We start from the raw sequence: 15,747 nt of genomic DNA on the forward strand, positions 1-15,747 counted from the left end.
CATTGTAACATGTTTTTTTTGATATGCAAAATTAGTTTTTGATTTTCTTCACAAGCTGAAATAGCAAGTAGTAACATATATCATGAAACTTAACCTTAAAAAAATAACCTCCTTTTTTTATTTAAAGCCTCATTGTTTGAATCATAATTAAATGGTATCATGCTAATAGTTACCAGAAAAAATGGTGAGGAGGAATTTTTATTATGTTATCTGATTTTAATGAACTTCTAAAAAAATATGCACGCTTAATTGCAGAAACTGGCGTAGCCACAGAAAAAGGACACACAGTTGTTTTACAGATCAGCGTGGAACAGGCACCCCTTGCTCGATTGATCACACAAGAAGCTTATAAACTAGGAGCCGCTGAGGTTATCGTTCAATGGACTGACGACCAGATCCAAAGAGAATTTCTTTTACATGCTGCAACGGATCGTATTGAGAATGTACCACAATCTAAAATCGATCAAGCGGATGAATGGCTTGAAAAAGGAGCAAGCAGGATCAGCGTTGTTTCTGCCGATCCCGATGCATTTGCTGGTGTAGATAGCCATCGAGTAGCGTCTTATCAATCAGCGAATGGCAAAGCACTAATGAATTTACGCAAGGCAACTCAAGCAAATAAAGTCAGTTGGACTGTCGTGGCTGCGGCTGGTAAACAATGGGCAGCAAAAGTCTTCCCAGAACTGCCAGAAGAAAAACAAGTTGAGGCATTATGGGATCAGATTTTCAAAACGACTCGTGTCTATGAAGAAGACCCTGTCTTAGCATGGAAGAAGCATGATGAAAAATTAGCAAAAAAAGCAGAAGAATTGAATCGAGAACAATTTTCTGCCCTTCACTATACTGCTCCCGGTACAGATATCATTATCGGATTGCCTAAAAACCATCTTTGGGAAGGCGCTGGAAGCTATAATGCTCGTGGAGAAAAATTCATGGCAAATATGCCGACGGAAGAAGTGTTCACAGCACCTGACAGTCATCGAGTAGATGGTTACATTTCAAGTACAAAGCCACTGAGTTATGCTGGCACCATCATCTCGGGTATGAAATTTACTTTTAAAGATGGAAAAGTTGTTGATTTTTCTGCCGAACAAGGAGAAGATGTCTTAGCAAAACTGCTTGATACAGATGAAGGTGCGCGTCGTTTAGGAGAAGTCGCACTTGTACCTGACCCTTCACCTATTTCTCAATCTGGCATCATCTTTTTCAATACATTATTTGATGAAAACGCATCGAATCACTTAGCACTAGGTTCTGCTTATGCCTTCAGTGTGAAAGGCGGTACAGAAATGTCCGATGAAGAATTAGCAGAAGCTGGATTGAATAGAAGTCAAACCCACGTAGATTTCATGGTAGGATCTGACAAGATGGATATCGACGGAATCCGTGAAGATGGCTCTACAGTACCGATTTTCCGAAATGGCGATTGGGCTTGAGTATACTTTCGCACACATGCAAAAAATAATATAAAGCATAGAATAAAGGATCTAAGCTATTGGCTTAGATCCTTTATTTCGCTAAACAACCCCACCGTTTTTTTATATGGTACTTTGAAAAGGAAAGTTGTAAGTATTAACCCATCAGCTATTACTAAAAATAATAAAAAGTCATCTCCAGTTCATTCCCATTGGCTTTACGTAAAGCTTCAAGTTATACCGCTAGAGTTAAGAACGATATATCTTTCGTTGGATAGGACTGGTATAAGCCAATCGAAATCGTTTAATTCGAATCTATTGAAGTATGAAAATCAACTACACCGTCGACCTAGTAAGTTTTTCTTTAGTAATCAATTTTTCCCTATTTTCTCTTCGACTGTTTATTGATGGACTAAGACATACGCATGCATCTATTTTACTTTATCAAGGAGTAAATATACTTAGCGTATCGAAACGTTTAGGACATAGCAGTTTAGAAACTACAATGTCTACTTATACAAAATAACCCCCTGTACCGCAAAGGATACAGGGGTTATTTGTACGTTCCTGACTGGAATTGAACCAGCGACCTATCGCTTAGGAGGCGATTGCTCTATCCTACTGAGCTACAGGAACAATTTCAATAAATCAATTGTAGCTTGTTTGTTTTTTACTTGCAAGCTTATCTGCTAAAAAAATCAGCTTATAAGTTAGGCAAAACGTTTCCACTAGTCCTTAACAGATGATAAACTAGAGGTAGAATGAAATAATGTAGGGAGGTTCTTTCCAATGAATGATAAGCCAAAAGAAAAAGTATACGCAGAACGCTTAGATTCATCTAAAAAAAATCGGGAAAAGATTACGAAAGAAGCAATCCAAGACCACAAAAAAGAAAACCCTAAAACAAAAGAAAACAAAAAATTCAAATTTACGAAAAAAGAGGATTTACTTTAACATTTTCCTTCAAATGCCAAATGAAAAACAAAAGGGTGGTGACAAAAATATTGTCATCACCCGTTTTTTATCAAAAATAGTCATTAAGAATTGGCTGTTGCTGTGGCAAGATTGAGCTTAACGTTTCTTCATATTCTTTTGTCACCTGTATTCTTTCTTGGAATACCAACTCTTCCACTTTACGATACCCTAATAATAGCTGCGTGATATGTTGGATACTTCCTCGAACGATTGGGAGTTTTGTTTGTTCTACTTTTGAGAGATGATTTTTTCCATTTTCGATTGTTACTTCCACGATTCCTTCATTCCATTTCGCATAATGATCTTCTTTTATTTGTAGGGCAAATGCAGCTTGTCTCTTTTTAAATGGATAATTTTCCAAAAACAAAGAAATATCTACGATCCTCGCCATCATATAAGGTGTGATCATTACAGAAGCAAATGGATTTTCTAATAGATAATTTTGATCATTACCGCCGTAGCCGCATGAATATTCAAATGTTTCAAAAGCACCATTGTGAGAACTTACGAAGCGAACAAGGCTGCAAAAAGCATCATGATCCAAAAATCCCCACTCCGCAATAATAAAGGAAGACGTTGCAAGCTGATAAACGATATATCCCGTTGCTTCCTCATTATCATCAAAATGCAAAGCAAACTGGTAATCGCCTTTTTGCTTGAATTTATACGTATACCACCAGTCTTCGCGCTTCAGACCAGCTCGTTGGTTTTCCGGCATCTGTTCATAAATTCTTCTGATTGCAGCTTTTGCATCTTCAAAATCCATACGCTTTATTTTTCCAGATTTTTTTTTGATAAACGGCACATCACGACTGTTTAGTTGATAACTGATTTTATCAAATGATTGTTCATAGCCATAGCGCCGATAGAAGGGATAGGAGAATGGCGCCAGATAAGATAAGCTTACTTTACGATCACGGCAATCTTCAAGGATCTTTTCCATGATCTGATTGATCCCGCCTTGTCCCCTTGCTTCTGGATAAGAAGCAACATAGCCAATGCCGGCCATTAGGTACTCTTGTCCGTAAAAATTCACTGGAAAAGGGGTCGCCATGACTTGACTTGTTAGCCGATCCTCCTCATCAAAAAATCCGTAATTCCAAGAATTCTCCGCAAGTGTACGAAAACGTTCTCGCCTTTCAGGTGTATCTGCCCCATTAAATGCATAAGTGGCTAAATCAAACATTTCCTCAATCGAAGATACACCTAGCTCTCTTACTTTGTTTGTCATTTTGCTGCCCCTTCCTACAAAAAAGCTAGTGAGGATTCGCAGGAAAGATCTATCTTCCTATGAAAAATTCCTTCTAGCTTACTTCATTTTTCAATAACTAAATAGTACCATGTTTCATTGATTTAATACGTTGCTTCGATCATATCTAGCATTTTTTTGAAACGTCTCCGTTTAAAATACATCAAGATTGTTCCTAAAAGCATATCATTCAACTTTTGAAGCATGCCATAAGACTCCATTTTTTCTGTGTAATGAACCTCACAGGTCGAATCGTCCAATGGTTTGATTTGATAATGAACGACGAATTCATTCTTCGTTGTCGATGTACGAAACTTATAAGACTGGTTTTCAATGACTTCTTCGATTTTTATGCGAGCCCGGTTATTTTGCGAGAATTGTTTGACGTACTCCAAATTTTTCAGCTGTTTTCTAGTTACTGATTTGCCGGTCGCTTTACGTACATCGAAAAGGACAGAGTCCATAACTTTATCGTAAAAAAACGATGCTGGAATATTTAATTTTTTCGTGATTTCCATTAGTTATTTTTCTCCTTTGCTTCTTCTCTTTTTTTCCCCTTCATGAAGAAATAGATTCCTAATCCTGTTAGAAAAAGACCTGTGACCATACTATACAAATCATACCTTTGCGAATGTGGATTCAAACTATACAACACGATCAAAGAACCAATACTACATAAAAATAAACCGTTTTTTATCATCTCAACCATCCTATCTTTTTAAACCATTTTCTAAACAGCTGTTGATTGAAAATAAAGGACTGTTCCCCAAGGCTGTGCTTTGATTAGTTCCTTTGCTTTTTTAGCCGCAACTTCCGGATCTTCTGCACTTGTTTCAAAGAACAGCTTGATTCCTTGTTTTTCTTTAAATGTAAAAGTCATTCCTTCTTCATTGTATCCTTCTAACAATTCTTTGATTTCATCTTGTTGCATTGCACTGGCAATTGTAATCATTTCAGTTCCTCCTCGAAAATTCATTATGAGGAACGAAACTTAAAGCGTCCCGCTCCTCACGTTCATCTTATTGTTGTTCGCCTGCGGCAGGGTCCATTTTGTTTGCAGAGATGACAAATGGTGCCCAAATCAAGAAAGTCACGACCATACATACTAATGTTACGATCGGTGCCCGCCAATCCGCTCCTGTTGCTAAGAATGACAATAAGAACGGCGGTACTACCCATGTGACTTGCTGCGATACCGGAGCGACTAGGCCAAGATAAGTAGCTGTCCATCCAATTGCTGTTGCTACTACTGGAGCAATCAAGAATGGGATAAACATGATTGCATTCAATACGATTGGCAGACCAAACATCACTGGTTCGTTGATATTGAAGATACCAGGCCCAATGGATAATTTAGCTACTGTTAGATAATCTGCACGTTTAGAGAAAATCAAGATAGCTATCAGTAAGACGATCGTTCCGCCTGATCCGCCAAACCATGCAAAAGCATCGAACGATCCGCGGACCCACATATAAGCTTTTCCATCTTCGATTGCATCTAACACGGCTGGTGTACCAGTTTTTCCGTTATAACCTTTTTGGAAAATATCAATATTGATTAGTTGTGCTTGTCCCCAGATTCCCTCTAGCACTGGTGCCAATACATTTGGTCCATGAATACCAAAGAACCAGAATACTTGAACAAATACTGTGACGATCAATACTGCTCCCAACCCTTGAGATAATCCTAGGAATGGTTCTGCAATATATTTTTGCACCAAATCAATGATCAGTTGCCCATCAGCTACACGACCTACGATATAATTGATAATAGCAATGACGTATAAAGCGATCGTCGCTGGTAAAATGGCTGCAAATGCTTTAGATACTGCTGGTGGTACTGAATCAGGCATTTTGATCGTAATGTTGGCAAGCATCAATTTACAAAAAATAATGACTGAAATAGCTCCCATGATCATAACTGTAAAATAAGCGTTTCCATTCAAATGATCTAGTTTTAGCCAACCCCATAATCCAACTGACAGTGTGCCATCTGCAATCGTTGCACCAATCTCAGAACTATTGATTGCATCTGCGACATTTGAAGGAACATTCACATCTAATGCTGCTGATAATGCTGGACCAAAGGAAATACCTTGAATCAAGGTAGCTAAACCAACGATCCCCCCAGCTAGATCATTTACTCCATAAGCTCGGGCAAGATTATACCCCCAAGAAAAGGCAAAGATCAATCCGGCGATTGCTAGTGTACCGTTCCAGACAAAACCATTGATTCCGATGATGACATTCAATACGGCAAAGATTCCTTTGTCTGCTGCTAAACTGTCAGCATAGGTACTGTTAAACTGTTGCGGTAAATCACGAATAATTGCATTGATCATTACAGCGACTGATCCCGCCATTGTTGCGGGCAGTGTGCCGATAAAAGCATCACGCAAAGCAACTAAATGTTTTTGCGCTCCGATTTTTGCGGCAACCGGCAGGATGTATTTCTCCATCCAACTTGATAGTCCGTTCATTTTTTACTTCCTCCTATAAGTTTTTTATATAAAGAGAGTTCTCCTTATAACAAAATAAAAAATCCGTTCAAAAATTTTTCTTCTTCCGTTCAAAAAAGAAGTTGTATTTATTCGCTGTATACGCGACGATAAAGTTCGATGATTTCTTTTGCTAAATCAGTAAACGCAATAGATGTCATTAAGTGATCTTGACTGTGAACAGTCAATAATGTCACTTGCATATGATTTCCTTGTGCTTCTTGTGTCAACATGTCTGTTTGTGCATGATGCGCTTGTATAAGTGATTCTTCTGCATCAGCGATTTTCCTATCCGCTAACTCAAAATCACCGATTTTAGCAGCCGCAATCGCTTCCATTGCATCGCTCTTTGCATTACCGCCAAACATGATTAACCCCATGATGGCTTCTAGATTTTGTTGATCTTCCACGTTGTTATACCCCCAACTGCATACTTGATTTATTTCATTAGATTTTCTGCTTGTGCAAGAACTTTTTCTCCGTTCATCATGCCATAGTCTTGCATATTGATGACATCTAATGGAATACCTTTAGGCGCAAGTTTTTGTTCAAATTGAGCTTTCATGAAACGTACTTGAGGACCTAATAATAATACATCGACATTCTTAGATTCTAAATTATTATCTGCATCTGAGGCAGAGACCGCAAAAATATCGGCTTCCATCCCTTTTTCTTCTGCTGCTTTTTGCATTTTTGTGACCAATAAACTCGTACTCATCCCTGCTGAACAAACTAACATGATTGTTTTTTTTGCCATTTTTAACACTCCTTTTATTTTTTTACACTTTTATATAACGCAAGAAGCATGCCAATAAAAAAAAGAGCCGAAATAGCGTTTTCATGCTTTTTAGCTCTTTTTTATAGTGCGCACACAGATGTTTAGTGTGTAAACAGTATGATTAGTGTGTTCATTTTTTTATTTTATTTTCAAGAAACATTTGTGTAAGAAATGCGATATCATCTTCTGGAATTTTTACCTGATATTTTCGTTCTAGTGCCATCAAGTTTGCCCGAACGATATCCATTTCCAAACGATAAATTTTTGAGAAAATAGACAGTTTCTCAAATTGCCGATGGCTTTCTTGTTTGATCAATCCGTCTAACATGAAGGCTAAATGGATAACGATTCCAGTATCTACTCCAGGTTCCACGATAATCGACAAATCGGTCTGGATCTGCTGAACTGTCTTTTGCAATGAACGGATCAGTTCATCAATAGAAAAGACATCGCTTAATGATCCAGCAAGTGAATCGACAATTTTAGCTGTCGGGATCTCATCATCAGCTATACGCTTTAAAATATTTAGTTTTTCATCATCAAAAACGTCATAGGCTGAAAAAAATGGGATATTTTGATAATCAACATCAACTGTTCCCGCAATTGCTTTGATCTCATATTCTTCCAATAAGGCATCGATGTGTTTTTTGAATGATTCACGTTCTAAAAACTGCATCTGGATCAGTTCTACCTTATTTTGATTAATCACTGGCATAATACGCTGATATAATTTGGCAGCTACTCCTTCACCAGTAAAGCATGTCACGATTACGGCTTTTTTACGCTGTAAAGTTTCAGACTTTTCCGCTTTGAACTGATCACGTACGATCGATTCAAAGGAAAGCTGGATATTTTGATAAATATCTTCTAAGCTTCTTCCAACACTTGCCATCCGTATCGCTTCTATCACAATCATGGTACTTGTCATCGTGATAGCTTTCGTCCGAATGCCAGTCTCTTCATAAATCAAATCACTGAAGGTGTTTAATGATCCCATATCTGTTAACAAGAGTAGGCCATTCGTCAAATGCTCTTGATAGTTTTTGACATATTGTAACACTTCTTCATACATTGTTTGAACTTCCATAACCAGTGGCATATTAAAAGCTTTCCCTACTTTTGTTCCTAATAGTTCTTGTGCCATCTCCAACATGCTTGAAGCAGTCTGTCTGCCGTGCATCAATACGAGAACATCTACTTTGTTTTCTTTAACAGGCTCACTTTCTCCTAGATTGATAGAAAGAAACATACTAATAAAGCCGATTTCATCAAAAGGAATCTCAACTTGTTCTTCTTCTTCAATGATCGTTGAAAGATCGATTGCTACCTGGAATTCCCTCTTAAAATTTTTTCGTACGTTATTCAAATCTGGATGGACGATCATATGACCTTCTCTCACACGATCCAATGTACTTTGCAAATGCAAAGCAAAAGCAAAACGAGCTTTTTCATTATAAATACGGTCTAACCGTTTTTCAGCCACATCATACAATTGATTGGTTAACCGCCAGATTTCATCTGGCAAAAGATCTTTGGGAATCGAACTTTTAGTCAATTCTTTGACATATGTCTGGAAATAAGCATCCACATCTTTTGAAATGAGGGTCTCTAGATCAATGTTCTCCACACCGGTTTCGGAAAGAGAAGTGACTTTTTCCTCAATATCGTTATAGACCTGCATGTTTCGTTCTGGATCTTGTGACCAGACAACATCAGCAAATCCTGGTTCAAATGTCAAATACTGACTTTTGCTGTCCATGAATCGGTCGAGACGTTCCGGTATTTCCTTGATTTTCAGTAATCCTTTTTGTACTTGAAGGGAAAGTTCTTCTTTTCGAATGATTAGCTTTTTCTCATGATGAGTACGGTAATGTAAAAAAGATTTTGCACAGACTAGTTTCAAGTCTCGTTTCACTTGACCGATATTTCCTTCCGCATCATAAAGCATGAAGGCAAGAATCGCTTCTTTTTCGATATCGATACGTTGATTCAAACGATTCGCTTCTTGTTTGATAAAAAGAGAGATGATTTCATAACGCTCATCCAGTGAACGTGAAGCAAGATTCGGCAAGGTGATTGCCATAGGAATCCGTCGATTGAACGTAGATAAGAAACTTTCTGAAGATTCAGTCGTCGCCCCAATGATCTGAACAGATGCTTCATGTACTTGTGCACTTTCTCCAAGCGGACGGTAAATACCTTTATCAATGAAAGTAAACAGCATTTCCTGCCCTTCCGGCGGTAAACGGTGGATCTCATCTAAAAACAATATACCGCCGTCTGCTTTGGCTATTAGACCGGGACTATCTTGAGCTGCTCCTGTGTAAGCCCCTTTTTTGATCCCAAAGATGTGTCCAAAGAGCAGTTGCGGATTTTGAGCATAATCCGCACAATTGAAAGAAACAAATGGCGCATCTGCAGAAAGCATCTCTGAATCGATTGCAAAATGATACATACATTCAGCAAACATCGACTTCCCTGTACCAGTTTCTCCAAAAATAATCGTATGCAACCCCCGCGGTGGATAAAGAATCGCAGCTTTTGCCTGCTGTATGCTGACTTTTAAAGAATCATTTTCTCCAACGAGTGTTTCAAAAGTCACTTGCGTAGAAGAGTCGACATGCACTTCATCAGATTTTGACTTTTCCGTTGGCAAAGAGTAAACGACTGGTCGGCCAGCGGTTTTTACAATATGATGGGCCTTGTATAGTTCACTTAAATATCGGCTTGCATTGCTTCGATCGATAGTTAAGCGCTCAGCTACATCACTTGCTGTCAATCCTTGTTGGTTTTCTGTCAATAGCTGCAAGATCTCTTCTTGACGTTCTTTCACATAACCCCTCCTCTGGCAACCAATTTTGTTCCCGTTTTCATAATCATAGCATAAAAAGGCGCTTATTTGCGCCTTGCTCCTTTATTTCTCTCTTTTTTTGATTTATTTTTAACTTTTTTTCTTATTTTTTCTTTGTTATATTCTGGGTTCTGCTCCTTTCCAGAAAAAGTTTTCGCATACTTTTTATTTACTGCAGGAGCTGCATCTTCTTTGGTTGGCTGCTCATTTTGCAGCTTACCTCCGTATAAAAAAATCTCTTCAAGTGTTATATTTGATGGACGTAAAAGCCGTTTTAAATCTCTTAGATTATTATCTTGTACGAGTGTAATTACTATTCCTTCATTACCCATTCGACCAGTTCTTCCCGAACGATGCAAATAAGCTTCTTCACTTAACGGAACTTCTGCATTCACTACATAAGGAAGACCTGTAATATCTAAACCTCTAGCCGCCACATCTGTGGTCAAAAGTGCTCTGACCATTTTCTTTTTGAATTGTTCTAGCGCTGCTTTTCGGAGTAGCTTGTTCTGATCAGAGGCCAGACTTCCTACCGGTACACCTCTATACAGCAATTTTTCTTCCATCACGCCTAATTCAGTCAGTTGATTAAAGAAAATCAGACCATGAAAATCTTCTATATGCGTGAGACGTCTCAAATAGTCATCTTTCTTTCGTATCGGTACACGTAAAAAGTAATGTCTCAGTCCTTTTCGAGAATCGTCCTCTGCTGTCACGTCAATTGTCTCAAACGTTTTCCCAGTGATTTTTTCAATGCTTTCAAGGGAACGATCTGCTGTCGCTGAAAAAAAGGCTAGCTGATACTCTGTTGGAGCTTGATGAAGAATTTGATCAATGATTTGGCTGTTCCCAGCGTCAAATAGCTGGTCTGCTTCATCAAATACCATTGTTTTCACTTGATGTGCTTTTATTTTTTTTGCTTTCATCAATTCCAATATTCTTCCTGGTGTACCAATCAAGATTTCTGGTTTTTTCTTCAACCCCTCAATCTGACGTTTGACGTTGGCTCCGCCCACCAAAGATTGGACTTTCAACTCTTTGTCTTTTCCCCATTCACGTGCAACATCTGCTACTTGAATAGCTAGTTCTTGAGAAGAAGCAAAAATGACCAACGCACTTGCTTCACCTGGTTCCACGTTTAGTAGTAGAGGCCAAAGATAAGCCAGTGTTTTACCTGAACCTGTAGGAGAAACCGCTACTATACTTTGTTTATTACTTAGTGGCTGAAAAACTGCTCGTTGAATAAGAGAAGGTGAGATAAACCCTTTATCCTCATATTTTTTCTGCCAATTTTCGGGAAATACTTGTACAAATTCGTTCATTAAAAATCTTCCTCATTATCTGCATCGAATTTGATGCCGCCATTTTTTCTTAAATCATAAATCACTTGGTTCACATTTCTAGCTAGCTCGATCCACTCTTCATACAACAATCCCCAAGCTGGATCTTTCGGATGAGCCATGACATTGGCAAAATCCTCTGCTTCATCTGCCATTGGATTTTCTGCAGCTGTTACCGCCAAATCAATGATTTCTTTATGCGCGCGATCATGAAATTGTGCTTGTTCAATTGCATTGACTCCATTCATCACTAGCGTTCCTGAGTCAAAATAAATCTCTGACGGTAAATAAGAATCACCGATTTTACCTGGCTGGATCGATACATCAAAATTCTCATAACGTAAGATCCCCCATCCAAGACCATCTACACCAGTAGAAATCTTTCTTGGGAAATAATGGACTTCTTTTGGCATTCCAAACCAAGCAACAGCTGCATATACAAGGTAAACACCTAAATCCATCAATGCACCACCTGAGAAATGAGTCGAGAAGATATTCGGTTCTTCTCCATCTAATACTTGGTCATAGCGCGAAGAATATTTCATATAGCTGAAATTTGCACCGATTATCTCGTCTTTTAATGGTAAGTAATCGGCAATCTTTTTAAAACCTGATTCATGGATATTTCTTGCTGCTTCAAAAAAATACACATTGTGTTCATTTGCCAAATGGATGATTTCATCCATTTCTTTTGGCGTCGAAAAAGCTGGCTTTTCAACTATCACATTTTTTCCTGCCAAAATTGCTTGCTTAGCTTGACTAAAGTGAAGACTATTCGGAGAAGCAATATAAATGGTGTCCATATGAGTAATATTGAAAAAAGTCTTCAAATCTGTTGCGAATTCGATATCCCCTTCATAATGAGAACCAAATTCCTGTGCTTTTTCCAAATGTCTAGAATATACCGCTGTCAATTCATATTTTTTTGTGCTTAAAGCTGCTTGGACAAATTGATGAGTAATCCAATTTGTTCCGATAATACCTAAGTTGATCATTATTTTACCTTCTTTCTATTGTATAGGATCTTCAAAAGGGATATCTACATCAAATGGAATGGCCTGCTTGACAGTTACCTCATCTGCCGATACTTGACAATTATAGGCGAGGATTTGAACTCCGCTTTGCTGCGCATGTCGAACCATATCAGCTAGTGCTGGTTGCATTTCTTCATGGATCGTTGCCAGATGAAGATGTTCGAATTGAGCAATAAACAAGACATAAGCGGCATAACCATCTTGTGCGGCATACGTTAATTCTCCTATATGTTTCAATCCTCTGAGTGTGGGCGCATCAGGAAAAGCACCAATCGCTTTATTTTCAAGTGTCATACCTTTGACTTCAACAAATGCTTTTTGTCCGACCACCGTCTCTAAATAAATATCAAATTTGGAGTGAAGATAAGTTACTTCACGCTTGTATACCGTAAATGGACCAGTTAATCCTGGTAAAAGGATCGTGCCGTCTAAAATACCATCAATTGCCAGCCGATTAGGCAATTGACTATCGATATTAAACCAGTCACCCTTCTTTTTTACAGCAATCAGATCATAGGCGGTTTTCCGTTTAGGTCCAGGAACAAATACAATAGCCACTTCAGCGCCTGGTATCAGGACCTCTTTTCCTCTACCTGTATTTTTGACATGCGCAATAATTATTTCTCCGTCTTTTTTCATACAATGTGCTATAAACCGATTCGGGCGGTCAATAAAAAAAGCTATTTCCACTTGCTGATACTTCAAATTATGTCACCTTTCTTCCTACTATGTATCCTATCATAATTTGTAGAAAAACAGTAAAAAAACCAGTCGAAAGTCTTAGAGAAATTTTAGCTTTTATTCGGTACAATGAAATAAAGAAGAAAGAATATGTCTATGCGATTATTTTCTCATAAAGGAGTGATTTGGTGATAAAAAAAATGATCTATTTTCTTGGTTCACTCATTACCGTTCTCTCAAGTTTTATTTACTTGAAAAAGAAAAAACAAGCGGAAAAGTCAGAAGGACTCTCAAAGTATCAAGGTACATGGTTCTTTAGTGATAGCCAGCAAAAACAACAATTACAGATTACATCTGATTACACGTTTTTGATCAACGGTCAGTCTCTTGGCACATCTGTGGTAGAAATAGATGAATATCGTTTAGTCGTACGTGATCAGTATGGTTTTTATCTTATCTTTTCTTATCCCGAACAAACTCTTTATGACGAATCTGCAGACACTTCATATAAGTTGTTATCTGAAAAATAGATCCTTCCCAATGTATATATATCCTTTATAAACGAAAGAATGAGTCTTCTCTATCATCTTTCGTTTTTTGTTGTAAAAACGTCTAAAAATCCTTTGTTTTTTATTTAGAAAAATAGTCAATTAACGTTTTTTTTGTTACACTTACTAATGATGGTTTTTTACCATGAAAGGATGATCGAATATGACACCAAATCGAGAAGATTATTTGAAAATCATTTTAGAACTAGGTGGAGATACAACGAAAGTCAACAATAAACAAATCGTATCTAGTCTAGATGTCTCAGCTGCATCTGTCAGTGAAATGATTTCTAAACTTGTGAAAGAAGAGCTTGTAGAACATTCCCCTTATCAAGGTGTACAATTGACTGCAAGCGGACTGCAAAAAGCTAGCAGTCTGATTCGCAAACATCGCTTATGGGAAGTTTTTTTAGTTGAACATTTAGACTATAGCTGGAATGAAGTCCATGATGATGCTGAAGTATTGGAACATGTGACTTCGGAACATCTTGCAGATCATTTAGAAAACTATTTGAATCATCCTGAACATTGTCCTCATGGAGGATCGATTCCTAAAAAAGAGGAAGTTGTCCATGAAGAACGCCGACAAACATTGGAGTCCTATCCTGTCGGTACAAAAGTGCGTATCGCACGAGTGCTTGATGAAAAAGAATTGTTGGATTACTTAGTCACTATTGACCTGAATATCAACGAAGAATATGAGATCGTTGACATCGCAGCTTATGAAGGACCGATCACTATCCAAAATGATAGAAAGAAAATCCCCGTCAGCTTCAAGGCGGCCAGCACGATTTTTGTCGATAAAATATAAAGGAGTGTATCCACATGTCTAATGAAAAAAATGTATTGTTTACGATATTCGGCGGTACAGGTGACCTAGCCCAGCGTAAATTGTACCCGTCTTTGTTCCGCCTTTACAGAAAAGGAAATTTAGGCGAGCATTTTGCTGTAATCGGAACCGCTCGCCGTCCCTGGAGCGATGAGCACTACCGTGAAGTTGTCAAAGAAACAATCCGTGCATTGAATCCTTCAGATGAAGAAGCAACTACCTTTGCAAGCCATTTTTACTATCAATCCCATGATGTAAATGATTCAACGCATTATCAGACATTAAAAGAATTGTCTGACCGATTAGATGGACACTATCAATTAAACGGTAATCGTGTCTATTATTTGGCTATGGCACCTCAATTTTTTGGAACGATCGTTTCTCATTTGAAATCACAAAATATTATGACAAAAAATGGCTTCAATCGTTTGATCATAGAAAAACCGTTCGGTTCTGATTACCAGTCTGCTTTTGAATTGAACCAGCAAATCAGAGAAGTATTCCCAGAACAAGATATTTTTAGGATTGATCATTATTTAGGAAAAGAAATGATCCAAAATATCTCAGCTATCCGTTTTGCCAATAATATTTTTGAGGCTCAATGGAACAATCGCTATATCGACAATATCCAAATTACTTTTGGCGAAAACCTCGGTGTAGAAGATCGCGGGGGCTACTACGATCATAGTGGCGCACTTAAAGACATGGTGCAAAATCATATTTTACAGGTTGTAGCATTACTTGCAATGGAACCGCCAGTAGCATTTTCCGAAAAAGAAATCCGTACAGAAAAGATCAAAGCATTGAAAGCTATCCGCATTTATAACGAAGAAGAAGTGTTAGAAAACTTCGTTCGCGGGCAATATGCTCAAGGTGAATTGGATGGTGTACAATTCAAGGGCTATCGCGAAGAAGACAAAGTGGATGCTCAATCAGAGACTGAAACATTCGTCGCAGGCAAATTCACTATCGATAACTTCCGTTGGTCAGGTGTTCCTTTCTATGTACGTACAGGCAAACGTTTGACTGAAAAAGGGACTCGGATCAACATCGTATTCAAACAAGTTCCTGTTAATGTATTCAAAACATCTGTCGATGAACCATGTGACGATACGACACTTCCACCTAATGTTCTAACGATCTATATTCAGCCAACTGAAGGATTTTCTTTATCCTTGAATGGGAAAGAAGTAGGGCAAGGATTTGAAACGGAACCAATCAAATTGGAATTTAGAAATAGTGCAGAAATGGTTGAAAATAGCCCAGAAGCTTACGAAAAATTACTATTAGATGCGTTGAATGGTGATGGAACGAACTTCTCTCATTGGGAAGAAGTCGCTCAATCTTGGCATATCGTGGATGTCATTCGAAAAGCTTGGGACCAAACACAACCGGATTTTCCCAACTACAAAGCTGGATCAATGGGACCTAAAGCAGCTTTCGAACTACTTGAAAAAGACGGATTCGAATGGATCTGGCAACCAGATAACTGGTATCGTGAACGTGGAAAATTAAACGATTGATAACAAAAGGGGGTGTGACAAAGAAC

Annotated in this window: 16 protein-coding genes, 1 tRNA gene and 1 pseudogene; 6 read left to right on the forward strand and 12 right to left on the reverse strand. The window is 38.1% G+C overall.

Annotation, left to right across the window (positions count from 1 at the left end):
- The first annotated feature begins 203 nt into the window (after nt 1-203).
- Entirely contained in the window at nt 204-1,436 is a 1,233-nt protein-coding gene (locus IGL15_RS09890) for an aminopeptidase (protein WP_002286469.1), read from the forward strand.
- 382 nt (nt 1,437-1,818) lie between these two features.
- A pseudogene (locus IGL15_RS09895) lies at nt 1,819-1,932 on the forward strand (tyrosine-type recombinase/integrase); the annotation flags it as partial.
- Between the two features lie 45 nt (nt 1,933-1,977).
- On the opposite strand, the gene IGL15_RS09900 reads toward IGL15_RS09895, so the two are convergent.
- A tRNA-Arg gene (locus IGL15_RS09900) sits at nt 1,978-2,051 on the reverse strand.
- A 153-nt stretch (nt 2,052-2,204) separates the two neighbouring features.
- Between IGL15_RS09900 and IGL15_RS09905 the strand changes: the two genes are divergently transcribed.
- Entirely contained in the window at nt 2,205-2,369 is a 165-nt protein-coding gene (locus IGL15_RS09905; RefSeq protein WP_002286676.1) for a hypothetical protein, read from the forward strand.
- A gap of 70 nt (nt 2,370-2,439) precedes the next feature.
- Here the strand turns inward: IGL15_RS09905 and IGL15_RS09910 are convergent, their stop codons facing one another.
- The 11 genes from IGL15_RS09910 to sfsA all read right to left on the reverse strand — a co-directional run bounded on the left by IGL15_RS09910 (nt 2,440) and on the right by sfsA (nt 12,845).
- Complete coding sequence (locus IGL15_RS09910; protein ID WP_104765413.1) at nt 2,440-3,621, reverse strand: GNAT family N-acetyltransferase; 1,182 nt, start codon at nt 3,619-3,621, stop codon at nt 2,440-2,442.
- Between the two features lie 122 nt (nt 3,622-3,743).
- Entirely contained in the window at nt 3,744-4,157 is a 414-nt protein-coding gene (locus IGL15_RS09915) for a DUF3284 domain-containing protein (protein WP_002286592.1), read from the reverse strand.
- Nucleotides 4,157-4,339, reverse strand: coding sequence for a DUF3188 domain-containing protein (locus IGL15_RS09920; protein WP_002286596.1), 183 nt, complete (start codon nt 4,337-4,339; stop codon nt 4,157-4,159). The genes IGL15_RS09915 and IGL15_RS09920 overlap by 1 nt, the downstream gene beginning before the upstream one ends.
- Nucleotides 4,340-4,369: 30 nt before the next feature.
- Nucleotides 4,370-4,591, reverse strand: a complete 222-nt coding sequence (locus IGL15_RS09925; RefSeq protein ID WP_002286598.1) for a hypothetical protein — start codon at nt 4,589-4,591, stop codon at nt 4,370-4,372.
- A gap of 67 nt (nt 4,592-4,658) precedes the next feature.
- On the reverse strand, nt 4,659-6,119 hold the full coding sequence (locus IGL15_RS09930; RefSeq protein WP_002286601.1) for a PTS sugar transporter subunit IIC: 1,461 nt from the start codon (nt 6,117-6,119) through the stop codon (nt 4,659-4,661).
- Nucleotides 6,120-6,226: 107 nt separating this feature from the next.
- Nucleotides 6,227-6,547, reverse strand: a complete 321-nt coding sequence (locus IGL15_RS09935; RefSeq protein ID WP_002286604.1) for a PTS lactose/cellobiose transporter subunit IIA — start codon at nt 6,545-6,547, stop codon at nt 6,227-6,229.
- A gap of 29 nt (nt 6,548-6,576) precedes the next feature.
- Complete coding sequence (locus tag IGL15_RS09940) at nt 6,577-6,894, reverse strand: PTS sugar transporter subunit IIB (protein WP_002286606.1); 318 nt, start codon at nt 6,892-6,894, stop codon at nt 6,577-6,579.
- A gap of 151 nt (nt 6,895-7,045) precedes the next feature.
- Nucleotides 7,046-9,748 (reverse strand): sigma 54-interacting transcriptional regulator, encoded by a 2,703-nt coding sequence (locus IGL15_RS09945; protein ID WP_002326050.1) that lies wholly within the window; start codon nt 9,746-9,748, stop codon nt 7,046-7,048.
- A gap of 62 nt (nt 9,749-9,810) precedes the next feature.
- Nucleotides 9,811-11,088 carry a DEAD/DEAH box helicase gene (locus tag IGL15_RS09950; protein ID WP_104765412.1) on the reverse strand — a complete coding sequence of 426 codons (1,278 nt, stop codon included), beginning with the start codon at nt 11,086-11,088 and terminating at the stop codon, nt 9,811-9,813.
- The gene (locus IGL15_RS09955) at nt 11,088-12,101 is read right to left on the reverse strand and encodes a Gfo/Idh/MocA family protein (RefSeq protein WP_002286612.1); all 1,014 of its coding nucleotides are present in this window, start codon (nt 12,099-12,101) and stop codon (nt 11,088-11,090) included. The genes IGL15_RS09950 and IGL15_RS09955 overlap by 1 nt, the downstream gene beginning before the upstream one ends.
- Before the next feature lie 15 nt (nt 12,102-12,116).
- A complete protein-coding gene (gene sfsA / locus IGL15_RS09960; protein WP_104765411.1) occupies nt 12,117-12,845 on the reverse strand; it encodes a DNA/RNA nuclease SfsA in 729 nt (242 codons plus the stop codon).
- 164 nt (nt 12,846-13,009) lie between these two features.
- Between sfsA and IGL15_RS09965 the strand changes: the two genes are divergently transcribed.
- The 3 genes from IGL15_RS09965 (at nt 13,010) to zwf (ending at nt 15,721) form a co-directional block, all read left to right on the forward strand.
- Nucleotides 13,010-13,351, forward strand: a complete 342-nt coding sequence (locus tag IGL15_RS09965; RefSeq protein ID WP_002294538.1) for a DUF4828 domain-containing protein — start codon at nt 13,010-13,012, stop codon at nt 13,349-13,351.
- Nucleotides 13,352-13,532: 181 nt separating this feature from the next.
- Nucleotides 13,533-14,180, forward strand: coding sequence for a metal-dependent transcriptional regulator (locus IGL15_RS09970; protein ID WP_002286616.1), 648 nt, complete (start codon nt 13,533-13,535; stop codon nt 14,178-14,180).
- A 14-nt stretch (nt 14,181-14,194) separates the two neighbouring features.
- Complete coding sequence (gene zwf, locus IGL15_RS09975; protein WP_002286618.1) at nt 14,195-15,721, forward strand: glucose-6-phosphate dehydrogenase; 1,527 nt, start codon at nt 14,195-14,197, stop codon at nt 15,719-15,721.
- The last annotated feature ends 26 nt before the right edge of the window (nt 15,722-15,747 follow it).

This window comes from Enterococcus sp. DIV0436a (assembly GCF_051711605.1).
GTDB lineage: Bacteria > Bacillota > Bacilli > Lactobacillales > Enterococcaceae > Enterococcus_B > Enterococcus_B faecium.